The sequence below is a fragment of the Bradyrhizobium diazoefficiens genome (assembly GCF_016616235.1).
In the GTDB taxonomy this organism is placed as follows: domain Bacteria; phylum Pseudomonadota; class Alphaproteobacteria; order Rhizobiales; family Xanthobacteraceae; genus Bradyrhizobium; species Bradyrhizobium diazoefficiens_H.
Window position 1 is genome coordinate 5,427,536 of sequence record NZ_CP067100.1, and the last position, 23,397, is coordinate 5,450,932.

Genomic DNA, 23,397 nt, shown 5'->3' on the forward strand with positions numbered 1-23,397 from the left:
ATCGTCCAGGTCGCGGCTGCAGTCAACGATATTTCTGGAATGTTCGAAATAACGGAGGCCAACCTGCCGCCTGGCGAATCTCCGATTGACGCGCTCCCAATAATTCCATAAATCTGGATATATGGAAACTGAAGAAGCCGTCCTCGCGCTCGCCGCCCTGTCCCAATCGACCCGCCTGGAAGCGTTCCGGGCGCTGGTGAGGCACGAGCCGCGCGGCCTTGCGGCCGGCGATCTCGCGCGTCAGTTGGAGGTCCCGCCGAACACGCTCTCGGCCCATCTGTCGATCCTGACGCGCGCGCGCCTCGTGACCTCCGAACGGCGCAGCCGTTCGGTCGTCTACCGCGCCAACCTCGCCGAATTCCGCGACATTGCGGTTTTCCTGCTGCGCGATTGCTGTGGTGGAAGACCCGAAGTCTGCGAACCTGTCGTGGAGAGCCTCCAGGCCTGTTGCTCTCCAAAACGAAGGGAGCGAAGCCGTGCCTGACCAGATTTACAATGTCCTGTTTCTCTGCACCGGCAATTCGGCGCGCTCGATCCTCGCCGAGTCGATCCTCCGCAAGGACGGCGCCAGGCTGCGCGAGATCGGTCGCCTTCTGCGAGCGACCGCCTCAGCGCCGAAGGCAAGCTGATGGACGCGTTCGATCTCTCACGCCGCGCCGTAGCCGAGGCACTCGGCACAGCCGTCCTCGTCGCGACGGTCGTCGGTTCCGGCATCATGGCCGAGACGCTGACCAAGGATGTCGCACTCGCGCTCCTCTGCAACACCCTGCCGACCGGCGCCATTCTGGTGGTCCTGATCACGGTACTCGGTCCGATCTCCGGCGCGCATTTCAATCCGGCGGTGACGCTGGTCTTCACCGGCAAGCGCGAGTTGCCGGCGAATGAGGCCGCGCTTTACATCGCCGCGCAGATCGCCGGCGGCGTCATCGGAACGATGGCGGCGCATCTGATGTTCGCGCATCCCTTGATAGACCTGTCAATCAAGGTTCGGACCGGCGGAGCGCAATGGTTTGCGGAAGCGGTAGCCGCTTTCGGACTGGTCGCCACGATTCTTGCCGGCATCCGCTTCCAGCGCGCAGCCGTTCCCTGGCTGGTCGGTCTTTACATCACAGCGGCTTATTGGTTCACCGCATCGACGTCGTTTGCAAATCCGGCCGTCGCCATCGCGCGGTCGCTGACGAATACTTTTTCCGGCATTCGGCCGCTCGACCTTCCGGGGTTCATTCTCGCGGAGCTTTGCGGAGCCGTCGCCGGCATGCTGTTGATGAACTGGCTGCTGGGACGCGCCGATGTGCGCGGCCCCGTCGCCATCGCGGAGGCTAAATCATGAGTGTCACGATCTATCACAATCCGGATTGCGGAACTTCACGCAACACGCTTGCGATGATCCGCCAAAGTGGCGTCGAGCCTGTCGTCATCGAGTATCTCAAGATGCCGCCTTCTCGCGAGACGCTCAAGCAGCTGATCGCAGCGATGGAAATATCGGTCCGCGCGTTGCTGCGCGAGAAGGGAACGCCATACAAGGAGCTCGGGCTAGACGACCCCAAATGGACCGACGATGAGCTGCTCGACTTCATGATGGCGCATCCGATTCTCATCAACCGCCCGATCGTCGTGACCCCGAAGGGCACCCGCTTGTGCCGGCCCTCCGAAGCCGTCGTCGATCTCCTGGACAATCCCGTCGGCCGGTTCGTGAAGGAGGACGGCGAAGTGGTCGAGGCCCGGTAGCAACGCCCCTCTTGTGCCGAGTGAGCTTTGCGCGATCGCTCTGCGGCGCAGAATGTCCCATCGAAAGTTCGCCCGCGCGGAGCAATCCGTCGCGGGTTTTTTCATGCGGGATCCTCGCCTTGAAGCCAGGCCCCTTCGCCCCATCGAAAAATTTGCGCTCGGCAACAATTGACACGATAATTAGTATCTACTAATCATAAGCTATGACTAATTATCTTATCCATTGGGTGCTCGATGGCAATCGCCGCAGGCATGACCTGAAACGGGCGGGTCGCGATGGCTAAGGACAGCGCGCAACTCGCCGCTCTGGGCGATCCGACTCGCAGGCAGATCTTCGAGCTGGTGGGCGCACGGCCTCGCACGGTCGTCGAGATCACGCGAGAACTCACCGTCTCCCAATCGGCGGTCTCACAGCATCTCAAGGTGCTGCGCGAATCCCACCTGGTTCGTGCCGAGCCGAAGGGGGCCAGCAACGTTTATCACATCGATCCGGCAGGGCTCGGCCAGATGCGCGCGTGGCTCGACCGGTTCTGGAGCCGCACGCTGGCAGCCTACAAGGAAGCCGTCGAAAAACCATCGGAGGACGAGCAATGAACGCACGCATATCGGCTGCGCCGATCAAACAGTCTATCGTTGTCGAGGCGCCTATCGAGCGTGCGTTCAAGGTCTTCACCGAAGACTTCGGCAGCTTCAAGCCGCGCGAGCACAATCTGCTCGCCGTTCCCATCGTAGAGACCGTGTTCGAGCCTCGGGTGGGCGGACACGTCTATGATCGAGGGATCGATGGCAGCGAATGCCGCTGGGCGCGTGTGCTGGCGTTTGAACCGCCCCATCGCGTGCTTCTCAGCTGGGACATCAGCCCGCGCTGGCAGATCGAGACCGATCCCGACAAGACCAGCGAGTGGGAGGTGCGGTTCATCGCCGAGACGCCGGGCCGGACCAGACTGGAGCTGGAACACCGCTACCTCGAACGGCATGGCGAAGGCTGGGAAGGCGAGCACGCAGCCGTTGAGAGCGATCAGGGCTGGCCGCTCTATCTGCGGCGGTTTGCCGAGCGCATGGCCCGCGAGGCCTGACGCTCGCTTGTCCACGCGACGTGATCGTCAATGACGGAGGTCCGTATGGCCGCCTACGCGTTCAGCATTGCAGGAGTGCTCCTCCTTTGCCTGATGTCCATCGTGCTTGCGGTGTATTCAGGCTCGTCCAAAGGCCGGGCGGGCGCGCTCTCCGGACCTGTGCTGCCGGGGGATGACGACAACCCGCTTTACCGGATCGATCGCGTCCACATGAACATGGTCGAGGCGTTGACGCCGTTCGTCGTCCCCGCTGTGCTGGCGATGATGGTGGGCGTAAGGCCTGCCGTGCTTGCAGCGCTCCTATGGGTCTATACCGCGATCCGCCTGACCCACGTTGCGGTGTATTTGCGTGGCGGCAACGCCGCCAAAGGCGGCAGCATCAGAACCATCCTCTACGTTGCGGGAGCGCTCATGACGATCGCTCTCATCGTCACGACCATGGTGGCGGCCATCTCCTAAAGCGCGATGAGATTGGGACGAATCGCCATCGCGCTTTAGGTTGTCGTTTGAGCATGATCTTTTCGGAAACCCGCTTCACACTTTTCCGGATCATGCTTTAGGATTCCTGCAACTTGCGTCCTATCGCTCTTCGGTCGGATGCACCCATTTGTACGGCGTGATGCTCTGCATTTCGGTCAGCCTGATCATGTGGACCGGCGGCGCGGACCGCCCGTTCCGGCACGACCGGCACTTCAGCGACGCCTCCAGCTTCCAGATCGGCGTGTCGCGCGGCCGCCGGATCGCATCGAGCGGCAGGCTCGCGCGCGTCTTGCACCGGTTGCACTCGACCTCGACCCAGGCCAAGCCGCCGTTGAGACATTGCGCGATGGTTGGCGACGGCTGCGAAGGGCCGCCATAACCTTCCATGCGGACCGACCACGCTTCGGCTTCAGCCCGATCAGCTTCGCGAACCGCCTTCCGGGCTTCCTCGCGGGCATGCCTGGCGGAAATCTCCGCGCCCATGATCCGGCCGCCCCAGATGACCTGTCGTGATTTGGTGCTCATGCCGCCACCAAAGCGGCGCGGAAACGCGTTGGCAAATTATCGAGGGCTAGTGGGTCGGATCCGCAGTTCGATACTGCGTGTCGTGGGTGTGGACAACTGACGGCGCAGATTCTCGCGCGCGGCGATCACGTCAGACGTGGAACAGTCTGCATGCCTGCGAAGTTTGTCCGGCTGGAGGAAACACCGATGAAAACCGCAACCCTTACTTTAGCGATCCTGCTCGCCTGCTCGACCGGCTATGCCTCGGCTCACAGCGCCAGGCGCCACCACCATCACGGCTGGTTCCATTCGATGAACATGATGCACGGTCCCGGCCGGACTGCGGCCAGGACCGACCCGAACGGGACTGCGAGCGGTCCGACCAGCGTCAGCGGCACCGGCTCGTCGAAGTTCGGCGGACAAATCCCGGGACCCAGTGGCGCGGCCCGGCAGTAAGTCCGCACATCTGATGCCTTAAAACTGAAAGGGCGCGACCGACAGAGAGTTTGCCGTCCTTCGGCCTTTGCACGGCAAACTCGATTTACTTGGACGCCTTACGTCTCCGCAGCTTGTCGCCGAAGGGGCGCACGCCCTTGAAGCCCAACCAGTCTTGGCTCAGCCCTTCGTGCTTGCGGTCTTGTCGAGCGCGGCACGCAAGCCCTCGGCCAGCTTGACGGCGTCATCGTTGGCCCAGAAATGCATGAAGAAGAGCCGCGGCTGCTCGTCCAGCATGTGGCTGTGCAATGCGGTCACCTCGATGCCGTGCGTTCGCAGCGCCAGAATGACGGGGTTCACTTCGTCTCCTGTCAGCACGAAGTCGCCCGTGATGGCGGCCTTCCCTCCTCCAGTCGGTTGGAAGTTGATGCCGATCGCAACGCCCATCGGAGCGACCGGCGTCAGCGGCATGCCCTCTTGCGTGATCGGATCGCGACGCTTCACGTTGAACTGGTAGACGCCGCCGCTGGCCTGCCCCTTGGCCCCGATGATCTGATCGAGCTTTGCGGTATCAAGATCGACGGCGGGCGGCGGGCTCGCCGGCGCCGCGACGGTCAGCGGCGTCTTGCTTTCGGCGAGACCATCGTGGATTGCCGAGGCCAGCTTGACGGGGTCGCCGTGGCCGGCGACATGCATGTAGAACGTCGCCGGGCTCGCCCGCAGCAGATGATTGTGCACGGCAGTGATCTCGAGACCGCTTGCGATCATCTTCGCCATCACCGGATTGATCTCGGTCTCGAGCAGCACGAGGTCGCCCATCACCATGGCGCCGCCATGTACGGGTTTGAATGCAACCCAGCCGCCCAGCGCCAGCGCCGGCTTGATCGCCACCCCATCCAGGGTCACCGAGAGATCGGTGCGCGGGAAGCCGTAGCGATGGACATCGTCCGCGACAGCGGGCTTGCGACCCAGCGTCTCGTCGACCTTCTGCCAGTCGACATCCTGCGCATGAGCGGTCGTGATGAAGCAGGCGCCGATGCCGATCAGCGCCGAGATTGTCTTTCGCATTGATCTGCTCCTCGAACGTGAATTTCAGCCCTCAAGGTCTCACTTCTGCTCTTTGATCTGGCCGCCGCTGTCGACGACGAGCCGAACCTGCTTGCCGTTCTTCACGGCCCTTGCGGTCGTGCCCTCGGCGGTCGACTTGATGTCGCTGACCTCTGTGTAGCCGGCAGCCTGGATTCTGGCGATGAGTTCGTCTTGCGTCAGCGCGCGTGCGTCCGACAGTCCACCCGCGAGCGTCAGAAGCAGGACCGTGTGGAGAATTGGCAGTGTACGCATGATCGTTCTCCTGGTCGTCTCCCCGCCCCAGGTGAAGTCTTGTGACAAGTGAAGCCTTCGCCGCCTCCGGACAAAAGGCGCGCTGCAACGAGGCAGCCTGCGCTCAGGCCACGGCGGCACCGGCGGCGTAGCGAGAGGTCGGGATGATTGTGGGATGATCTTTGCGGCGGAAAAAGACATGCTGCGCCCTTGGTGATCAGGACGCGATTCTTGGGCATGTCGCCTCACGGGGAGATCGCATGTCCCCGTGGCACCAAATAGAAATCGGACCGGACGAGCTGTCAACCCGCGCGCGGCCACCACGCCTCACAAAGAGTTCACTTTTGGAATGCGCGGCATCCGTCTGGAGCGGACGCTCGCCGGCGGCGCCAGCCACTGCAATTTCCGCTTCTCGCGGCTGCGCCGTGACGTTGACTTGGCGCCGCCGCGCAACGCTGGCGTAAGCGCGACGCGCCTTCCCGCTGCCGATGCAGTTCGGCAACAGTGAAGTTAAAGCTTCAACCTCAAGGTGAGGCAGACTGTCGCAGCCTGATGATCCGTGGCAGAAAGCCGCGATGTCAACTAGCTCAAGGAGCGAATCGTGAAGCTCGCTCCGAACCGCCTTTGGACGATCGCACTGTTTGCGTGCTGGTTCAGCTCTGGATCGACGGCGTGGGCCGACTGGGCGAGCTGTCAGACCAAGCCCACACAGGACTGCCTGCTCGAAGAAGCATTTCACGCTGACAATGGACCGCTGACGGGCAAGGACCGGATCGACGTGCTGATCGCGGGCGGCGCGCTGGCGCATCCCGACTGGGCTACTGCCGCCGACATCGCCGAGGCGGAACGCCTGGCGAAAGCAACGACCGAGCTGACCGGCATCTATTACACGATGCTCGCAATCCACGGACTGGTCGCCGCCAACCAGAAGCAGCAAGCGATCGATCTCGTCGCCTCGCTTCCCAGCGCGCGGCAAACAATCCCGATCAATGAGCTGGTACGGCAGCTCGTCAAGGCCGGTGACCCCGAGGCGGCGCTGGGGCTGCCTGATCGCATGCAGCCACCCCTCGATCCGAAAGTGGTGGTGCGGACTCGCAACGACATCACCGTCGCGACCATCAGGGCGCTTGCCGAGAACGGCAAGACCGACCGCGCGCTGACGATGATCGCCGACCAGAAATATCTCACCGAGGCGACCACCGCCGACCTGCAAGCTGCCGTCGGTCAGGCATTTGCCAAGCGAGACGAGGCCAAGCTGGCTGAAGGCGCATTCGATCAGGCCGACAAGAATTTGGAGGCTGCGCGCCGCTATTCCGTCCGCCCCGCAGCCGACATGCAATTTCGTCTCGCCTCGGTCAGGGTGCTGGCGCTGCGCGGCAAGGTCGATGCGGTCAACGCCGCCTTACAGGAGATGAAACCGTCGCTCGACGCGGCGGCATCCGACGCGAGCGTCAGCTATGAACGCAGCCAGGGCTATCAACGCGTGGTCGCGGCCCTGCTCGACGCCAAGCAGCCCGAGGCAGCTCTTACCCTTGCAAAATCCCTGACGCCCGATGCGACGAAGGATGCAGCGATGGCGGCCGTCGGGGTCTGGTATGCCTCGAACGACCGTCTCGGCGACGCACGCGCCGTGCTTTCGTCGATGAGCAGCACGCCGGAGACGTCCGCGCGCGTTGCCGTGCTTCGCAATGTCGCGATCTATTCCGCGAAGGGCGGCGGCGTTGGATCTGCACTGAAACTCGTCGGCCAAATCCAAAATTCTCAAAACCGCCGAGGCACGCTGTTCGCGATCGCGCATATGCTGCCGCACTAGCCGGATGTCGTCGCGGGCGCGTGGCGATCCGCGCTCAGCCCTTCGAAATCACCGCGCGGCCGTAGGGCGGCTGCGCCTGGACCGGCGGGTTGGCGGTCTGGGCGGCGAGTTCGCCGATCAGGCGGTCGGCGTCTGCGGCCATGGGGTCGGGCGCCTGGATCACCAGGCGCTCCAGCGCCCAGCGATAGGAGGAGACGCGCTGCTCCAGGCACTGCTGCACCCACTGGATGATCAGCGAGTTCTCCTGCATGCGCGCGACCGCATCCTCCCTCTCCCTCGGCGAGAGCTCGGAGACACGCGCCATGCTGGCATCGCGCTTCTTGTCGAGATCGATGACGCGGATCGCGGAGGCGAAGAACGGCTCGAAGCGGGTGATGTCGTTGCGCACGTCCTCGATCAGCTGCGCATAGCGCGAGGAATGCGAACGGTGCGGCTCGTCGATCAGCGTGCGCCCGTACATGGTGCGGTCGAACACGATCTTCTGGTGCCAGGGCGAGGGTATCGTCTTGTAGTCGCCGAACACGCTCTTCCATGCGGGACGCGACAATGGCGGCTCGATCATGGGATAGGCGAGGTCGCGCAGCTGGCGCTCTTCGTCAGTGAGCTGGAACTGCGAGGCCTTCAGGCCGAGGCTGCCGGTGGCCTCGACGCCGAGCCAGCGATGCATGTCGTCGCTGCGCATGTCGGCGCGGGTGCGGCCGAAATCGCCGCCGCTGCAGGCGGCGAGGCTTGCGCCTGCGGCTGCGAGCAGAATGGCGGAGAGGACGGTGCGGATCTGGCGGATGGTGTCCGGCATTGCAAAGGCCGGACCTAGCGACGGCGACGACGGCGCCCCGGCGCTGTGCCCTGCTCCGGCCCGCGATCGCCGGCGGTTTCGTCACCCTCGCGCTCGATGCGGATCACGGGGAGAATCACAATCGTTCCCGTGTCCGTGCGCGGTGCGGCGTCCCCCGACGAGCCTACCCGGCGACCGGCCGGAAATTCGATGATGGTCCCCATGTCAGCTCTCTATCAATTGCCACGCGACCGAATGCGCCCCTGCAACGTGCATTCATTAAGATCAGTTCATGGTTAACGGGATGTAAACATGGTCTTTGGACCGTAACCGCACGGACGGGGGCGCGACGTCCCGTTGCGGCACGACAACAGCCTAAATGACAGGAGAAACTTCACGGCTCGTTTTCCTTAACGAGGCTTTAAAGGAAGCTGCGATAGGCTGGCGGCGAGTATCTTTTCCAGGTCGCGTATCTCTCCATGACCAAATCGCTGTTTCCCGGATTCGACGGGCTGATGTCGCTGTCCCGTCGCGAAGGCGTCGATGTCCGCCCGACGCTGCTGCGCGTGCTGACCGACCTCTATGTCCAGACCCGCGTCCACAGCGAGGACGAGCAGCGGCAATTCGTCGAGCTTGCGACGCGATTGATCGACCAGGTCGACGATACGACGCGCGCCGCCGTCAAGGCGCGGCTGGCGGTCTATCCCGCAACGCCGGTGCCGATCCTCCAGAAGCTCGGGCTGGTCGCCGCGCACGAAGGCCGCCGGATTCCGCTCGCGCGCGAAATCCCGGCTCCGCCGCCAGCCCCTTCCCCGGCACGCGCGCCGACCGAGGCCGAGCAGCGCATGACCGCGAACATGGCGATGCAGCCGAAGGACGCGGCCGAGATCCACGACATGTTCTTCCGCGCCGGCGCCTCCGAGCGCGCGCTGATCCTGCACAATCTGGCGCAGACGCCGCTGAAGGCCGCGCCGCGGATCCCGACCGTGCGCGCCAAGCGCGCGATCCAGATCCTGGAGATGGCAGCGATCGCGGGCGATGTCGAGAACTTTACCTATGAGCTCGGCGACAGCCTGATCCTGCCCTCGCGCGTCGCCGCGCAAATCGTCGACGATGCCGGCGGCGAAGCGCTCGCGGTCGCCGCGCGCGCGCTCGACATGCCGAGCCCGAACTTCCAGCGCATCCTGCTGTTCTTCAAGCCGGAGATCGGCACCTCCGTCGACATGGTCTACCGGCTGTCGCGGCTCTACGACCGGCTCAGTGACCGTGCCGCGCTGGTGATGCTGGCGGCCTGGCGCGGCTCGACGCTCGCCGTCACCCGCGCAAAGTACCAGCCGGCGCTGCACGACAGCGAGCGCCAGCGTGCGCGCACCGGCGCGAGCCAGACGCGGCCCGGCGTGCAGCCCGGCTCCGCGCCTGCGGTGCGGACGGGCTCCGGCGGATCGGAGCGCTGAAGCTTCTACATCGCCGTTGCGAGCGCAGCGAAGCAATCCAGAGTCCCTCCGCGGAAAGATTCTGGATTGCTTCGTCGCTTCGCTCCTCGCAAGGTCGGTCGTAACAGCAGCTACGTCTTCGCCAATTCCAGAAAATGCCGCCCGGCGCGGTCTTCGGTCTCGACGATCCAGGCATCGGGATCGAAGCGGATTTCCTTGGTCAGCCGTTCCTCGACGGTGTGCTCCGGCAGCGGCTGCGGCGCCACCGGCACGAAGAAGCGATCGACCGGGCGGCCATCCTCGTAAGAGGTCTGCGGCGCCGGCACGTAGAGCATTGCGTTGCCGTCGAGCAGCGACACCTTGACGAACACGGCGCCTGCCTCCTCGGCACCGCGACGGCGCACCGCGCCGAACACGCCCTCGGTCTGGCAGCGGCGCAGATAGGCGGAGACCCAGATGTTGGATTTCAGGCGCATGAGCTAACCTGAGCCGGAAATGCGCTTGCGCTTCACCACCTTGATCAATTCTTCATCGATCCTGCTTTGCCAACCCGGACCTTCCGCCTTGAAATGGTCGACCACGACAGGGCTCAGACGCAAGGTCACCTGTCGCTTTGTCGGAGCTTTATTGGGACCGCGTCCCTTCCGCATGCCTGGGAAAACCTCATCGAAAGTCTTGGCCCTCGCGAAGTCATGTTTGGTCCATTCCGGATTGTCGCTCACCGCACGCATGTCCCGCGCGGTGTAACCCTTCTTAGCGACGGTTTTCCTCATAGAGCCTCCTTTCCTTCTTGCTGGCAGGGCGCATACTGACGATGCTTACGCCCTCAACTCCGCGGGCCGCAAAGATGACTGAGATGACGCCGCGAATATTGATGCCGATCGCACGCCAGCGGTTGCCATAGGCAGCCAAAACCAAGGCATTGTCGAAGAAAGTCTCGTTGAGATCGGCGAAATCCATCCCGTGCTTTTCGAGATTGGCTCGGCGCTTTGGCTCATCCAAAACGATCTTCACAAGATTATTTTGTAACTACAAAATAACCTGAAGTCAATTGCGATGGCTCCCCCGCTGCGAGGGGTGGGGAGGACAGCCGGAGATTGTTGATGCGCGAGCCTGACGGACTATTCGACCGGATGGCCAATCGCAGCGGCGAGCTCGCGCAACAGACGGTCTGAGACCTGGCCCGTCACCTGCATCTTGTGCTCGCGCTCGAACTTCTGGATCGCGGACTGGGTCTCGCCGCTCATCGCGCCCGTGATCTTCAAATTGCCATAGCCGTATTCGGAGAGCGCGCGCTGCACGCCGGCGATGCGCCGTGCGGCCGGGCTCTGCACCGGGATCGGCGCCGGCGGACGCGCGATGGCGACGGAGGGCGGCGTCGACGCCGTCGCCTTGACCAGATTGGTTAGGGGATCGCTGCCCGCGCGCGGCGTCGATGCGGTCGCTTCGACCGGCTTTTCAGGCGCAGCGGCCCGCTCCGCAGCTCTCTCGGCAGGTTTGGGCTCGACGCGGAACTCCGTCGCCCTCGGCTCGAGCGGCGAGGTATCGGCGCCGACGGGGCGCGGACGCGGCAATGGGTTCGACAGCGGCACCGGCGCAGGAAGATTGATCACGGTGCCGAACATCGGCGCCGGGTGCCGGCCGGTCTGGAGGAACAGCGCATTGGCGACGATCGCGCCGATCGCAGCGACGGCGACGAGACCGGCCAGGGTATCCTTCGGGCTGTGCAGCAGCACGCGCATCACGAGGTTGCGCTCGGTCTCGACATCGACAACCGCGGCCTTGGCCCCACTTTTGGCGCCACGGCGGCGTGGAGCGGCTTCGTCGTTGACAGACTTCTTAGGCACTTTTCTTCACCAGAGCGGGTTGGTCGTGAAGTTGTTCCGGGGTTTCCTGGCGCAGCACGGGCGTCAGCGTCGCGATCTTGTTCTCAGCTGGCATTCTGTCGGCAGGGTTGGCTTGCGGCGGCGTGTAGACGAGCGGCAGCTTGACGGTGACGGCGGTGCCCTCGCCCAACCTGCTTTGTACCGTCAAATCACCAAGATGCAACGCCACGAGGCTCTTGACGATCGACAGTCCGAGACCGGTGCCTTCATGGCGGCGCTGATAGGTCTTGCCAGCCTGGAAGAACGGCGCGCCGATGCGCTTGAGATCGTCAGGCGCAATCCCGACGCCGGTGTCGCTGATGCGCAGCGTGAGCTGCGATCCGGTCACCGTGGCGGAAACGGAGACCTGCCCGCCGCGCTCGGTGAACTTGATGGCGTTGGCGACGAGGTTGAGCACGATCTGCTTGAAGGCACGCGGATCGCCCGTCATGACAGGCAGGTCCTGTGGCGCATCGGTGATGAGGTCGATGCCGTTCTCCCGCGCCTTCAGCGCCAGCAAATTGCAGCAATGCATCAGTGAGGCGCGCGGCGCGAACGGCTCGGACGCGATCTCGAAATTGCCCGATTCCATCTTGGACATGTCGAGAATGCCGTTGACGACCGACAGCAGATGCTGGCCGGACGCGTTGATGAGCTCTGCGTATTCCTTGCGCTGGGCGGCGCCGAGCATCAGGGTCTGCTCCTGCGCGATCATCTCGGAGAAGCCGATGATGGCGTTGAGCGGGGTGCGCAGCTCGTGGCTCATGGTGGCGAGGAAGCGCGTCTTGGCGGCATCGGCCGCCTCGGCGGCGCTGCGGGCCTGATCGAGCGCCTGCTCGGACAGCTTGCGATCGGTGACGTCGCGCATCACGCCGACGACTTCGGCCTCGCGCATGACGTCGTGGTTCATATCCTGATCGAGCGGCCGGCAGCGCATCTCGACCCAGATGAAATCGACCTGATAATTTCCTTGGTCGCGCGCGCAGCCATCGGGCTCGCGCCGCAGCCGGAACTCGACGCTGCGCACGTCGCCGCGCGCGGCGTCCGACAAGGCAGTGAGGTAGGCCGGACGATCGGCAACATGGACGCGGTCGAACAGGCCGTGACCGAGCAGCTGCGCGACTGATATGCCGAGCATGGCTTCCACCGCCGGCGAGATGAACTGCACCGCGCCGTTGCGCTGATGCCGCGAGATCACGTCGCTCATGTTGCGCGCGAGCAGACGGTAACGCTCCTCCTCGCGCGACAGCAGCGTAACGGTGGTGCGCGCGAGCGACTCGGCGCCAAACGCAAGACCCGCGGCATAGAGCGTCGCGGAGGCAACGCCGAACGCCATCAGCACGCCGCGTTCGGCGGCGCTGATGTCAGCGGACGGCAGCCAGCCGAGCTGGCTGACGAGGATCAGGAGGCCCGCGCAGGACAGCGCAAGCAGGCAAGCAAAAGCCGCGACCCGGCGCGAGGCCGACAGTGCGGCCTCCAGGGGAACCACGACCAGCCAGATCGCGGCGAAGGATTCGATGCCGCCGGTGGTGAGCGCGATCGCCATGATCAGGCCGGCGAGCGCCAGCGAGGACAATATATGCGCGCCCTCGTAGCGGCCGGTGCGCGACAGGAACCAGGACAGCAGGATCGGCGCGATCAGCCAGGCGAAGGCGGCGACTTCGATCGCGCCCGGCGCGCCGCGCAGGACGAGATAAACCGGAAATGCGGCGAAGGCGGCCAGGCTGCCGAGGAGCCGCGGCGCCATGAAGGCACGATGGCGCGCACGCGTCAGCGCATCGTAACGCGCGGAGGGATGCAGCAGCGCATCGAGACAATCGCGGATGATACTCAAAACTGTCACGGGTCTCGCGCTTCGGCTCACTCGTCAAAAGACGCGCCGGAACGCCTCCTTGTCGTTGAGCCACCGTGTCAGAGCGACCTTAAACGAGTGCTAAGGCAGCGCCGCGCACGGCCGGGCACCGTGTCAACGCGGAGCTTTTTAGACGATTTGACGACGTCTTCAGCGGGAATGGTGAACACAGGGTTTCATCTTCCCGCTCATGGTTTCGAAATGGTGGATGAGGGTCACGGCGGGCCGGCATTCCATCGAAAATTGACGAGACCGGGCCTTGCGAAGATTTTTGCGTAAATTTTCCGCGAATTAAGCTCGAAGCAATCACTTGCGATTTATCGAGAGTTGCTAGGTCCGAACGCTTTCTGCGGGGATGCCGCGGCGGGATCTAACGGACAGGTCGACAAGATGCGCTTTCTTCTCCGCATCACATTCTGGCTCGGGCTGGTGCTGGTGCTGCTGCCGCGGGACAAGACGCCCGAATCGGAGAAGCTGCCGCAGATCGGCGCCGCCGATGCGGTGCAGGCTGCGACCGCGGCCGTCTCCGATATGACCCAGTTCTGCAAGCGCCAGCCGGCGGCCTGCGAGGTCGGCGGCCAGGCCGCGACCATTATCGGCCAGCGCGCGCAGGACGGCGCAAAGAAGATCTACCAGATCATCAACGACAAGAAAGAGCAGCTCGAGAAGACCGACAAGAACGACGCCAAGAGCGACAAGAAGGCGCCCGACCACACCGGCTCGATCGCGCTTGCCGGCGAAGGCGATGCTGCGACGAGCGAGGCGCCGCGCGACACCCTGACCCAGGACGACCTCGCGCTGGAGTGGCGCGGGCCACAAGCGGCGAATTAGGCCGTGCAATCATAAGCCGGGATGACACGCAGAAGTCCACTTCGCCTCCAAGGCGACGCGGCGCTGGCGCAACAGAAAAATCACGGGGTCGCCAGGATCGGACCGCGAAGTCGGCCCTAAAACGCTTGCGCGAACAGCAGCCTTTGCCGGTCAGGGTCGGGTTTTGTGCAGAGCAGTTTCAATCTCCGCAGCCGCAGCTTGAAGCTCCGACAAGTAGCGCGCGGCGAATGCGTCGACCGTAGACGCCGTACGGAGCCAGAGCATATTGATTGCGCCGACCACCCGCCGGCCATCGCGCAACGGAACCGCAATTGAGAGCAGGCCATCCGCATGCGGCGGGCCACCATAATAGCCGCCGACATGCGCGGCGTCCCGCGTCGCATAGCCCCGTGCTCGCACCTCGGCCAGGATCGCGTTCAGACGCTCGGGCTCGCGTGCCAGTCGATCCTCCGGCTTGGTCGACCGAACCAGAAGCTCAATGATGCGCTGACGCTCGCTGACCGGACAGTATGCCAGATAAGCTCTTCCCACCGCTGACCGTAGCCAGTTGATCGGCAGACCTATCCGTTCCTGCTGCAGCAGGATTGGACTCCGCGTCCGGTTGGTTTCCCTGATTTCCATGTGATCGCCCGCGGGCACCATCAGATCGGATGGCCACGATACCCGCGCACATAGCCGCTCCAGCACCGGCGCGGCGGCCTCGGCGATGCGATCTCCGTGCTGCCGGCGGGAGGGCGCGTGCGAAAGTGTAGCACCGATCCTGTAGCATCCATCGCCGAGCCGCCTTGTCACGAGACCCGCGCGCGTAAGCGTATGAAGAATTCGCAGCAAGCTCGGCTTCGAAATGGCCGTCAGCACATGCAATTCGTGCAGCGAAGAGTCCGGCTGCATCTGCAGCGCCTGAAGCACCCGCAGCCCGCGCTCCAGCCCCTTGATGATCTGCGCACGTGCCAAATCAGCTCGCCCCAGCGTTCCGCATTCCGGAACGTAGCATTCCACAATGCGGAATGCACGTCGATTGTTCTGGCGGATGCAACGATTGAGCCGGATGATGATCGCACATCAGCCGTGTCTTTGAAGATGAGTGTCTCGGATTTCATGGAGAACTTTCATGTATCGGCAGAATATTGGCCAGATAGGCCGCCAACTTGGCTTGATAATCGCGTTGACGACTTCCGCATTCTCCGCCCACGCACAGGCCGTTTTCCCCACCGGCACAATCCGCTTCGTCGCTCCCAACACTGGAGGCACGCCGCCCGACATCATCAGCCGGATCATTGCGAAGGAGCTATCCGAGAGCGAGCAATGGCGCACGATCGTGGAGAACCGGCCTGGCGGAATCACGACGATTGCCGCCAACGACGTGCTCACGCATCCAGCCGACGGGCACAACTTGCTCAGCATGTCGGTCCCCGCCGTTGCCGCGCCCGCACTGGTCCCGGCGATTTCCTACGATTTTGAAAGCGATTTCGAACCGGTCATCAAGGCGACGGTTTCCTACAATGTGCTGGTGGTCAATCCATCGGTGCCCGCCGCCTCGGTCGCTGAACTTGTGGCGCTTCTCAAAAGTCAGCCGGACAAGCTGACCTTTTCATCCGGCGGGTTCGGCACGCCCGCCCACCTGATTGGCGAGCAGTTCAAATTGCAGACGGGCACGCGGGCGCAACACGTTCCTTATGCGCAATTCCCGCAGGCTATCGGCGATCTTCTCAATGGCACGAACGCATTCATGTTCGTGACGATGTTGCCGGTCGTCGATCTGATCAAGACGGGCAAGCTGCGTGCACTTGCCGTCACCGGTCCGAAGCGTGTAGCGGCGCTTCCAGATGTTCCGACGATCGTCGAGGCCGGCTTTCCGTCGCTTGTGGTGGAGGACTGGGTGGGTTTCGCAGTCCGGCGCGGCACAGCGAAGGACACCGTCGCGCAGCTCAACGAGGCCATCAACAGAGCGCTGCAGAAACCGGCCGTGCGCGAGGCTTTTGCCAAACTTGGTGCTGAGCCGGTCGGCGGCTCGCCGGAGGCGTTCGGCGAATTGGTCAAATCACAGGTTCAGCATTGGAAGACGGTCGTCGCCGACGCCGGGATCAAGGCGCAATGATGACCTCGCCTTTCCGCGTCACGTTGCTCGGGACCGGGGTTCCAATCCCCCGACCCGAGCGCTTCGGCCCCAGCACGCTGATCGAAGCGGGCGAACAAGCGATCCTCATTGATGCCGGCCGTGGCGCGACAATTCGATTGTTCCAGCTCGGCGTTCCCATGGGTCGCATCGACGCCCTGCTGCTGACCCACTTCCATTCCGACCATACGGTCGGAATTCCCGACCTCTGGTTGACCGGCTGGCTCGGCTCGTATTTTGCAGCTCGCAAGCGGCCCTTCCACGTCATTGGTCCGATTGGCACCCAAGCCCTCATGCGGCATCTCGAAGCCGCCTATGCGCGCGATATCGAGATTCGGATCGAAGACGAGAAGCTCGCCAGAGAACACGCGGCGATCACGGTGGAGGAATTTGCTGTTGATGGTCCGATCTACCAAAGCGGCGACCTTCGCATCATTGCGTTTACAGTGGATCACGGCGATGCCATCAAACCCGCCTACGGCTACCGGATTGAATATCAGGGCCGGGTGGCCGTCGTCTCCGGCGACACCCGATACAACGAGAACGTGGTTCGCTACGGCACGGGGGCCGATCTGCTAGTTCATGAAGTGGCGATGGCACGACCGGAGCTGCTCAAGGATCTCCACATCCGGCGGATCGTGGACCATCATACTTCGCCGCAACAAGCCGGCCAGGTATTCGCCCGTACAAGGCCGAAGCTGGCAGCCTTCACGCATCTCGTCATGTTGGCGAGCGAAACCGTCGGGCCGCCGTCGATCGAAGAGCTGATCGCGGCGACCAGAGAGACCTATGCCGGGCCGCTGGAGGTCGGTGAAGACCTGATGAGTTTCGAAATTGGGGACGACATTGTCGTGCGCTGCCAAGTGAAGCAGGCGACCCGTTTCACATAATCCAATGTCAATTGGCCTCGATCCTATCGATTTCGCGGCTTTACGTCCCTATATTGGCCTGAACAGGAACTGTGGGCCAGCATGACGACGATCGACGAAATCAGGGACAATTTCGAGCTTCTGGACGAGTGGGACGACCGCTATCGGTACGTCATCGAGCTCGGCCGCACCCTGGAACCGATGCCGGAGGCGGAGCACTCCGCTGAGAACAAGGTACAGGGCTGCGTCAGCCAGGTCTGGCTCCAGAAGCTGGTCGATCGCAGCAAGGGCGCGCCGGTCCTGAAATATCGGGGCGACAGCGACGCACATATCGTGCGCGGCCTGGTTGCGATCGTGCTCGCGCTCTATTCGGGCCGCACGCCGCAGGAGATCCTTGCGACCGACGCGATCGCCGTGTTCAACGAGTTCGGCTTTCGCGACCATCTGACGCCGCAGCGCTCCAATGGCTTGCGCTCGATGGTCGAGCGGATCAAGCGCGATGCGAAAGAGGCGCTCGCGGAAGCGTCCTGAGAAGCTCTCGGGTGAGCAAAGGCGCCCCTGCGCCGTGCCCACCAGCTTTCTTCAATCGCGTTTAGGTGGGCACGCTGCGCTTTGCCCACTCTACGAGATCCGAGGCCCTGATTACTTTCGCTTCCGCTGCTGCTGTCCGAGGCCCATCTGCTTGGCCAGTTGCGAGCGCGCCACCGCGTAGTTCGGGGCGACCATGGGATAGTCGGCCGGCAGCCCCCATTTCTCGCGGTACTGCTCCGGGGTCATATTGTACTGCGTGCGCAGATGCCGCTTCAGCGACTTGAAGCGCTTGCCGTCTTCGAGGCACACCAGATAATCCGGCGCGATCGACTTCTTCAGCGACACCGCAGGCTTCGCGGGCTCGAGCGGCACAGCTTCAGCCCGGCCTGACGACACCCGCACCAGGGCGCCGTGCACCTGGCTGATCAAGTTCGGAATCTCGGCAGCCGGCGTCGGATTGTTGCCGACATAGGCCGACACGATGCTCGCGGTCAGCTCGATGAAATTCTTGGCCCCGGCATCCGACATGGGCTCGCCCTTCCCCTAAATCTCGCGTCAATCTTGCATCTATTGGCAGAGACGCCACCAAAGTATTCCGTGTCAACAATACATTCGGGTCAAATGAGATGACTGGCGAACATGGGCTGATTACTGACGACGTGGCGAGAATGGCGCGGCTTTACTTGGATGCGGCGGAGTTCAGCCCCGCTGGTCGAGGTGCGCGCGCAGCTCGTCGATCGAGGCAAAGCGCATCATGCCCTCCGGCATCTGCGCTTCGATCGAGCCGTCCGAATAGAGCGAATAGGCCATGCCGTCGACGACGCCGGATTTGAGCACCGTCACGGGCGCCGGCTCGGCCGGCGGCTCCGGCTCCGGTGCAGGCGGGGGCGGAGCAGCCTCGGCGAAGGTCGACGGCGAACGCGGCGGCGGGCGGCGCGGGGCGGCCGGCGGCTCGCCTGGCCGTGCCCGGTCCGGCTTCGGCCACGCGTCGTCGAAGCTCGCGGGCGGTGTCTCTTGCGCCTCGGGGGGCATGCCAAGCGGCAGCGATGGGGAGCCCTCGGTGGCCTTCGCCTCCGCGCGCTCGCGCTCCTTGCGCGAGGTCGAGGCGAACAGCAGGTTGCGCCGGCGCGGCACTTCGGGAGCTGCGGGCGGCGCTTCCGGTTCCGGCGGCGATGGCTCGACTCGCGGACGCTCGCGCGCGGCGGCTTCGCTCTGCCAGGGCGGCGGACTTGCTGCCGGCGGCGCTGGCTCGCTCCTTGCTGCGGGAGCAAGTGCCGGCTCGGGCGCAGGCGCGCCCGGCATCGCAAGACCCGGCAGCACCGGCCTGACCCGAACTTCGGACGGCACAGTGGATCCGGCCAGCCGGCGGGCGATGCCCTTCAGCTCGAGCAGCACGACATGCAGGCCGACCAGTAACAGTCCGGAGCAGACGCCAATGGTGCCGGAGATTATGAGGGTGCTGCCGAGGCTGAACTCCCTGACGGTGAAGCCAAAAGCGACCGCTAGGAGGCCCGCCACGACGGCGACGATGCCCGCGATCAACAATGCCAAGGTCATCGAACCCACCCCAAGCCGCGCATCCACACGCGGCATCCTCTAACTCTACGCCACGATACCGTCATACGATGTTCCACGCCAACGGCGAATTGTGGGCCACGTTCCTAAAGGGAAGGAAATCAGGGACTTATTCACATTCCCTTCAGCTAGCATTCGCTACAGCTGGACTGCTTCCAAGTTCCCGGTTTTGCTGCATCGCATCAGGAATTTAGCCATAATGCCCAATTACTTGGTAATGGAACTGCGCTATAGGGAGTCCGGGGATGAGGCCCGTGCGCACCGGCAGGGCCGAGAGGGGATTCCAGGTCACCTATAGCCATGACATCCATCACGACTTCGGCGATCGACACGCCTCTGCGGCGCTCGGTCGAACGGACTTGCGACGATCTCGCCATGCTGGTGCTGGCCGCGGTCGCCGTCATTGCAGGCTTGACCTTCCGCGACTACGGGCTCGGCTGGGACGACTACACCCACGCTGAATATGCCGATCTGCTGCTGCGCATGTACGGTTCCGGTTTCCGGGACACCGCGGCACTCTCCTTTGCCAACCTCTACATGTATGGCGGCGGCTTCGACATGGTCGCAGCCCTGCTGCACAAGGTCATTCCGCTCGAGCTGTTCGAGACGCGACGCTTGGTCGGCGCGGTCGTCGGCGTGATCGGACTTGCGGTGACGTGGCGGCTCGGCCGCCGCGTCGGCGGGCCCCTTGCCGGTCTTGCCGCGCTGCTGCTGCTCGCGCTGTGCCCGATCTTCTACGGCCACATGTTCATGAACCCGAAGGATGCGCCCTTCGCGGTGGCCATGATCATCCTGATGCTCGGCCTCGTCCGCCTCGCCGAGGAATATCCGAATCCCTCGCCGCGCACGATCCTGATCGTCGGCTTAGGTGCAGGCCTCTCGCTCGGCTGTCGCGTCCTCGGCGGACTTGCGCTACTCTATGCCTTGCTGGGCTTCCTGCCGCTGCTGCTCGAGGAACTGCGCACTGAAGGCCTGCGCGAGGCGGTCCGCCGCTTCGCTCATGTCGTCTATGTGCTGCTGCCCGGCCTCGTGTTCGGCTATCTCGTGATGGGCCTGATCTGGCCGTGGTCGATCATGGAGCCCGGCAATCCCTTCGAGGCGCTGACCTATTTCTCGCATTTCTTCGAGAAGCCCTGGAAAGAGATGTTCGACGGCGCGATCGTCTCCGTGCCCGACATGCCCTGGTCCTATCTGCCGACGCTGTTCGCGCTCCAGCTGCCCGAGGTGATGCTGGTGCTGATGATCGGCGCCGTGGTCGGCACCTTCGCGCTGCTGCCGCGCCGCGGGGTTCCGGCACGCCGCAAGACCATCCTGTTGATGCTCACGCTCGCAGCGACGCTGCCGCTCGCGATCGCGATGGTGAAGCGGCCGGCGCTGTACAACGGCATCCGCCATTTCGTGTTCGTGATCCCGCCGATGGCCGTGCTGGGCGGCATCGCCCTCGCCTGGACCATGGAGCGCCTGCGCGCTGCTCATCGCACCTGGCAGCCGGTCGTGCTCGCGACCTTCTGCTTCGGCCTCGCGCTCTCGCTCGCCGAGATGATCCGGCTGCATCCCTATCAATACACCCACTTCAACCACATCGCCGGCACCGTGCGCGGCGCCGACGACCGCTTCATGCTGGACTATTGGGGCCTCGCGCTGAAGCAGGCCTCCGACGGGCTGCGCGAGCAACTGGTCGAGCGCCAGGAAGTGCCGCCGGCGGGCCGCAAATGGAAGGTCGCGGTGTGCGGCCCGCAGCGCCCGGCGCAGGTCGCGCTCGGCCCTGATTTCACCATCGGCTGGGACTCCAACGCGGCCGATTTCGCCATGACGCTCGGCGAGTTCTATTGCAAGGGCCTCACCGCGCCCGTGATGGTCGAGATCAAGCGCGACGACGTCGTGTTCGCCCGCGTCTACGACATCCGCGGCCGCAGCATTTCCAGCCTGCTCTCGATCCCGGCGCCGTAGTAGTTTCTCCGCACCCCCTCCCGGATGGAGCGGAGCGAAATCCGGGGCCACACGACTCCCCGCATTCCGCTCCGCTCCATGCAGGCTACGCTTAACAGCCGCGCTTGGCCCGCCTTGCGGCCGATCTCTGCCGCGACTACCCTCCTCCCCGCAACAACGAGGTTCGGAGAGATCGCCATGTCGCCAGCGGAAGCGCGCCTGAAGGAACTGCCGTCGAACATGACGGAGGCGGAGTGGCAGCAACGAGTCAATCTCGCCGCCTGCTATCGCCTCGTCGCGCTCTACGGCTGGGACGATCTGGTCGACACCCACATCTCCGCCCGCGTGCCCGGCCCCGACCATCACTTCCTGATCAATCCCTATGGGCTGATGTTCGACGAGATCACGGCCTCGAGCCTCGTCAAGGTCGACCTGCACGGCAACCAGCTCTCCGAGAGCGAGTACAGCATCAACCCGGCGGGCTTCACCATCCATTCGGCGATCCACGAAGTGCGCGAGGACGCGATCTGCGTGCTGCATCTCCACACCCTCGACGGCACCGCGGTGTCGAGCAGCGCCGAAGGTCTCTTGCCGCTGAACCAGACCGCGCAGCTCGTCACCCACGACCTCGCCTATCACGACTATGAGGGCATCGCGCTCGATCACGACGAGCGGCCGCGGCTCCAGAAGGACCTCGGCGACCACAACCACATGCTGCTGCGCAACCACGGCACCTTGACCGTCGGCCGCTCGGTCGCCTCGGCCTTCGAGCGCATGTACCACCTCGAGCGCGCCTGCTCGATGCAGGTGCGCACCCGCGCGCTGGGCACGCCGGTTTATCCGGTCGAGGAGATCGCGATCGAGAAGAACACCGAGCTGCTCGCCAACCGCGACCGCGCCGAATTGCGCGCGACCAACCTCGTGTGGCCGCCGCTGCTGCGCAAGCTCGACCGCGAGCTTCCGGGGTATCGCTCTTGAAATTTTGCCGATTTCGTGTAGAGTAAACCTCAACATCCTCTGCACGTTTGGAATGAACGCCGCCCAATTCCGGGCGGCGTTTTAGTATGTCTCGTTTTACTTTGCCTTAAGTCTCATCTCTGCGATCGAGCTGCACGGGCGAAGCTACATTGACACGGTTTTGCCACCGGTGCGATAGTACGAATCGTACCGGCCAGCAACGAGTTGAGCTTCAGTTCCGCCGGATCGACGCGACCGGCATGTATGGCGTTCGCTACAATTCCATCAAAACATAGCCGACCAGCTTCGACTGAGCCGGAACAGTATATTTGTGGCAGGAGGACGGATGTCGGACCAACAATCCAGGCTGCAATCATCTTCCATCCCGCTCAACGAGGCCGAGGTCGATCGCCGCAAGAGAATCGTCGACCTGTCGGGCGAGGACATCTCACGTATCGTCACGCTGCGGAACATGGTCGCGGAACACACCAGCCGCTACGTCGACGCCTTCTTCCGCCATCTCGATGATCTCGGCGAGGCACCAGCCCTGTTCGGCAAGCGCGAAGTCCTGGAAGAGGCCAAGCGCCGCAAACGCGAGCATCTCGCGGCAATGACCGCCGCTCAATATGATCGCAACTATGTCGAGCAGCGGGTCGCGCTGGCCCTGCTTTACAGCCGGCACGGCGTATCGACACCCGTGTTTCTCGGCGCGTTCCACCACTTGCTGCGGGCGCTCGGAAACGACATCATGAAAAGCGTGAAGGATCCGAACGACGCCTTCCAGCGCTTCATATCGCTGAAGAAGGTGGCATTCTTCGACATTGGCATCATGACGGATGTGCTGATCAGTGAACGCGAGCGCACCATCAACCTTCAGCAGGACGCGATCCGCGAGCTATCCACGCCCGTTCTCCAGATCCGCGAAGGGCTGCTGATTCTCCCGATCATCGGCATGATCGACTCCCAGCGCGCGAAACAACTGACGGATGGACTTTTGCGAAGCATTCGCGCGAACCGGGCCAGAATGGTGGTGATGGACATCACCGGCGTCGCTGCGGTCGATTCCAAGGTCGCCAATCACCTGATTCAGACGATCGCCGCGGCTCGGCTGATGGGCAGCACCGTGATCGTTACCGGCCTGTCCGCCGACGTTGCGCAGGCGCTGGTCGCGCTCGGCGTCGACCTCGGCAAGATCAGCACGACCGGAGATCTTCAGAGTGGACTGGAGGAAGCAGAGCGGATGCTCGGCTACCGGGTCGTTCGGACGAACGAGACGACGGGGCCACGCCTTTCGGCATAGAGGACGCG

Annotated in this window: 29 protein-coding genes and 1 pseudogene; 17 read left to right on the top strand and 13 right to left on the bottom strand. The window is 63.7% G+C overall.

The features are described from left to right. Window positions 1–121: 121 nt before the first annotated feature. The 7 genes and pseudogenes from JJB99_RS25900 (at window position 122) to JJB99_RS25930 (ending at window position 3,263) form a co-directional block, all read left to right on the top strand. Window positions 122–484, top strand: a complete 363-nt coding sequence (locus JJB99_RS25900) for an ArsR/SmtB family transcription factor (protein ID WP_200495084.1) — start codon at window positions 122–124, stop codon at window positions 482–484. After that, window positions 477–569, top strand: a pseudogene (locus JJB99_RS25905) (arsenate reductase ArsC); the annotation flags it as partial. The gene JJB99_RS25900 and the pseudogene JJB99_RS25905, both read left to right, overlap by 8 nt. A gap of 59 nt (window positions 570–628) precedes the next feature. Then, window positions 629–1,330: an aquaporin gene (locus JJB99_RS25910; RefSeq protein WP_200495085.1), complete on the top strand. Its 702-nt coding sequence runs from the start codon at window positions 629–631 to the stop codon at window positions 1,328–1,330. Then, window positions 1,327–1,728: an arsenate reductase (glutaredoxin) gene (gene arsC / locus JJB99_RS25915; RefSeq protein ID WP_200495086.1), complete on the top strand. Its 402-nt coding sequence runs from the start codon at window positions 1,327–1,329 to the stop codon at window positions 1,726–1,728. Before JJB99_RS25910 ends, arsC begins: the two co-directional genes overlap by 4 nt. 276 nt (window positions 1,729–2,004) lie before the next feature. Continuing rightward, window positions 2,005–2,322: an ArsR/SmtB family transcription factor gene (locus JJB99_RS25920; RefSeq protein ID WP_200495087.1), complete on the top strand. Its 318-nt coding sequence runs from the start codon at window positions 2,005–2,007 to the stop codon at window positions 2,320–2,322. Continuing rightward, window positions 2,319–2,804 (top strand): SRPBCC family protein, encoded by a 486-nt coding sequence (locus JJB99_RS25925; RefSeq protein WP_200495088.1) that lies wholly within the window; start codon window positions 2,319–2,321, stop codon window positions 2,802–2,804. Before JJB99_RS25920 ends, JJB99_RS25925 begins: the two co-directional genes overlap by 4 nt. A 45-nt stretch (window positions 2,805–2,849) precedes the next feature. Beyond that, the gene (locus JJB99_RS25930; protein ID WP_200495089.1) at window positions 2,850–3,263 is read left to right on the top strand and encodes an MAPEG family protein; all 414 of its coding nucleotides are present in this window, start codon (window positions 2,850–2,852) and stop codon (window positions 3,261–3,263) included. Window positions 3,264–3,383: 120 nt separating this feature from the next. Here JJB99_RS25930 and JJB99_RS25935 read toward each other — a convergent pair whose 3' ends face one another. Further along, entirely contained in the window at window positions 3,384–3,809 is a 426-nt protein-coding gene (locus JJB99_RS25935; protein WP_200495090.1) for a hypothetical protein, read from the bottom strand. A gap of 186 nt (window positions 3,810–3,995) precedes the next feature. On the opposite strand from JJB99_RS25935, the gene JJB99_RS25940 reads away from it, so the two are divergent. Continuing rightward, window positions 3,996–4,244, top strand: coding sequence for a hypothetical protein (locus JJB99_RS25940; protein WP_200495091.1), 249 nt, complete (start codon window positions 3,996–3,998; stop codon window positions 4,242–4,244). A 159-nt stretch (window positions 4,245–4,403) separates the two neighbouring features. On the opposite strand, the gene JJB99_RS25945 is transcribed toward JJB99_RS25940, so the two are convergent. Together JJB99_RS25945 and JJB99_RS25950 are read right to left on the bottom strand one after the other, a co-directional pair. After that, window positions 4,404–5,291 carry a DUF1259 domain-containing protein gene (locus JJB99_RS25945; protein ID WP_200495092.1) on the bottom strand — a complete coding sequence of 296 codons (888 nt, stop codon included), beginning with the start codon at window positions 5,289–5,291 and terminating at the stop codon, window positions 4,404–4,406. A 39-nt stretch (window positions 5,292–5,330) separates the two neighbouring features. Next, window positions 5,331–5,564, bottom strand: coding sequence for a hypothetical protein (locus JJB99_RS25950; RefSeq protein ID WP_200495093.1), 234 nt, complete (start codon window positions 5,562–5,564; stop codon window positions 5,331–5,333). Window positions 5,565–6,144: 580 nt separating this feature from the next. Between JJB99_RS25950 and JJB99_RS25955 the strand changes: the two genes are divergently transcribed. Continuing rightward, window positions 6,145–7,356, top strand: a complete 1,212-nt coding sequence (locus JJB99_RS25955; RefSeq protein ID WP_200495094.1) for a hypothetical protein — start codon at window positions 6,145–6,147, stop codon at window positions 7,354–7,356. Between the two features lie 34 nt (window positions 7,357–7,390). Here JJB99_RS25955 and JJB99_RS25960 read toward each other — a convergent pair whose 3' ends face one another. Both JJB99_RS25960 and JJB99_RS25965 read right to left on the bottom strand, forming a co-directional pair. Continuing rightward, window positions 7,391–8,152, bottom strand: coding sequence for a hypothetical protein (locus JJB99_RS25960; protein ID WP_200495095.1), 762 nt, complete (start codon window positions 8,150–8,152; stop codon window positions 7,391–7,393). Window positions 8,153–8,166: 14 nt separating this feature from the next. Further along, the gene (locus JJB99_RS25965) at window positions 8,167–8,355 is read right to left on the bottom strand and encodes a hypothetical protein (protein WP_200495096.1); all 189 of its coding nucleotides are present in this window, start codon (window positions 8,353–8,355) and stop codon (window positions 8,167–8,169) included. A 255-nt stretch (window positions 8,356–8,610) separates the two neighbouring features. On the opposite strand from JJB99_RS25965, the gene JJB99_RS25970 reads away from it, so the two are divergent. After that, entirely contained in the window at window positions 8,611–9,585 is a 975-nt protein-coding gene (locus JJB99_RS25970; RefSeq protein WP_200495097.1) for a DUF2336 domain-containing protein, read from the top strand. Window positions 9,586–9,695: 110 nt separating this feature from the next. Here JJB99_RS25970 and JJB99_RS25975 read toward each other — a convergent pair whose 3' ends face one another. The 5 genes from JJB99_RS25975 to JJB99_RS25995 all read right to left on the bottom strand — a co-directional run bounded on the left by JJB99_RS25975 (window position 9,696) and on the right by JJB99_RS25995 (window position 13,272). Further along, on the bottom strand, window positions 9,696–10,040 hold the full coding sequence (locus JJB99_RS25975) for a DUF1491 family protein (protein ID WP_200495098.1): 345 nt from the start codon (window positions 10,038–10,040) through the stop codon (window positions 9,696–9,698). Between the two features lie 3 nt (window positions 10,041–10,043). Then, window positions 10,044–10,337: a BrnA antitoxin family protein gene (locus JJB99_RS25980; RefSeq protein ID WP_200495099.1), complete on the bottom strand. Its 294-nt coding sequence runs from the start codon at window positions 10,335–10,337 to the stop codon at window positions 10,044–10,046. Then, a complete protein-coding gene (locus JJB99_RS25985) occupies window positions 10,318–10,578 on the bottom strand; it encodes a BrnT family toxin (RefSeq protein WP_200495100.1) in 261 nt (86 codons plus the stop codon). Before JJB99_RS25985 ends, JJB99_RS25980 begins: the two co-directional genes overlap by 20 nt. Before the next feature lie 107 nt (window positions 10,579–10,685). Beyond that, on the bottom strand, window positions 10,686–11,411 hold the full coding sequence (locus tag JJB99_RS25990) for a peptidoglycan-binding domain-containing protein (protein WP_200495101.1): 726 nt from the start codon (window positions 11,409–11,411) through the stop codon (window positions 10,686–10,688). Continuing rightward, window positions 11,404–13,272: a PAS domain-containing sensor histidine kinase gene (locus tag JJB99_RS25995; RefSeq protein WP_200495102.1), complete on the bottom strand. Its 1,869-nt coding sequence runs from the start codon at window positions 13,270–13,272 to the stop codon at window positions 11,404–11,406. Before JJB99_RS25995 ends, JJB99_RS25990 begins: the two co-directional genes overlap by 8 nt. Window positions 13,273–13,671: 399 nt before the next feature. Between JJB99_RS25995 and JJB99_RS26000 the strand changes: the two genes are divergently transcribed. Continuing rightward, window positions 13,672–14,112 (top strand): DUF5330 domain-containing protein, encoded by a 441-nt coding sequence (locus tag JJB99_RS26000; RefSeq protein ID WP_200495103.1) that lies wholly within the window; start codon window positions 13,672–13,674, stop codon window positions 14,110–14,112. Window positions 14,113–14,262: 150 nt separating this feature from the next. On the opposite strand, the gene JJB99_RS26005 is transcribed toward JJB99_RS26000, so the two are convergent. Continuing rightward, window positions 14,263–15,066 carry an IclR family transcriptional regulator domain-containing protein gene (locus JJB99_RS26005; protein ID WP_200495104.1) on the bottom strand — a complete coding sequence of 268 codons (804 nt, stop codon included), beginning with the start codon at window positions 15,064–15,066 and terminating at the stop codon, window positions 14,263–14,265. A gap of 157 nt (window positions 15,067–15,223) precedes the next feature. Here JJB99_RS26005 and JJB99_RS26010 point away from each other — a divergent pair, with 157 nt between their 5' ends. The 3 genes from JJB99_RS26010 to JJB99_RS26020 all read left to right on the top strand — a co-directional run bounded on the left by JJB99_RS26010 (window position 15,224) and on the right by JJB99_RS26020 (window position 17,628). Beyond that, on the top strand, window positions 15,224–16,210 hold the full coding sequence (locus JJB99_RS26010; RefSeq protein WP_200495105.1) for a Bug family tripartite tricarboxylate transporter substrate binding protein: 987 nt from the start codon (window positions 15,224–15,226) through the stop codon (window positions 16,208–16,210). After that, complete coding sequence (locus JJB99_RS26015; RefSeq protein ID WP_200495106.1) at window positions 16,207–17,118, top strand: MBL fold metallo-hydrolase; 912 nt, start codon at window positions 16,207–16,209, stop codon at window positions 17,116–17,118. Before JJB99_RS26010 ends, JJB99_RS26015 begins: the two co-directional genes overlap by 4 nt. A gap of 81 nt (window positions 17,119–17,199) precedes the next feature. Beyond that, the gene (locus tag JJB99_RS26020; RefSeq protein ID WP_200495107.1) at window positions 17,200–17,628 is read left to right on the top strand and encodes a SufE family protein; all 429 of its coding nucleotides are present in this window, start codon (window positions 17,200–17,202) and stop codon (window positions 17,626–17,628) included. A gap of 111 nt (window positions 17,629–17,739) precedes the next feature. On the opposite strand, the gene JJB99_RS26025 is transcribed toward JJB99_RS26020, so the two are convergent. Both JJB99_RS26025 and JJB99_RS26030 read right to left on the bottom strand, forming a co-directional pair. Then, window positions 17,740–18,156, bottom strand: a complete 417-nt coding sequence (locus tag JJB99_RS26025; RefSeq protein ID WP_200495108.1) for a MucR family transcriptional regulator — start codon at window positions 18,154–18,156, stop codon at window positions 17,740–17,742. Window positions 18,157–18,327: 171 nt separating this feature from the next. Beyond that, window positions 18,328–19,185, bottom strand: a complete 858-nt coding sequence (locus tag JJB99_RS26030; RefSeq protein WP_200495109.1) for a DUF308 domain-containing protein — start codon at window positions 19,183–19,185, stop codon at window positions 18,328–18,330. 318 nt (window positions 19,186–19,503) lie between these two features. Here JJB99_RS26030 and JJB99_RS26035 point away from each other — a divergent pair, with 318 nt between their 5' ends. The 3 genes from JJB99_RS26035 (at window position 19,504) to JJB99_RS26045 (ending at window position 23,389) form a co-directional block, all read left to right on the top strand. Continuing rightward, complete coding sequence (locus JJB99_RS26035; protein ID WP_200495110.1) at window positions 19,504–21,153, top strand: glycosyltransferase family 39 protein; 1,650 nt, start codon at window positions 19,504–19,506, stop codon at window positions 21,151–21,153. Between the two features lie 177 nt (window positions 21,154–21,330). After that, window positions 21,331–22,110: a class II aldolase/adducin family protein gene (locus JJB99_RS26040; RefSeq protein WP_200495111.1), complete on the top strand. Its 780-nt coding sequence runs from the start codon at window positions 21,331–21,333 to the stop codon at window positions 22,108–22,110. A gap of 325 nt (window positions 22,111–22,435) precedes the next feature. Continuing rightward, on the top strand, window positions 22,436–23,389 hold the full coding sequence (locus JJB99_RS26045) for a protoglobin domain-containing protein (protein WP_200495112.1): 954 nt from the start codon (window positions 22,436–22,438) through the stop codon (window positions 23,387–23,389). The last annotated feature ends 8 nt before the right edge of the window (window positions 23,390–23,397 follow it).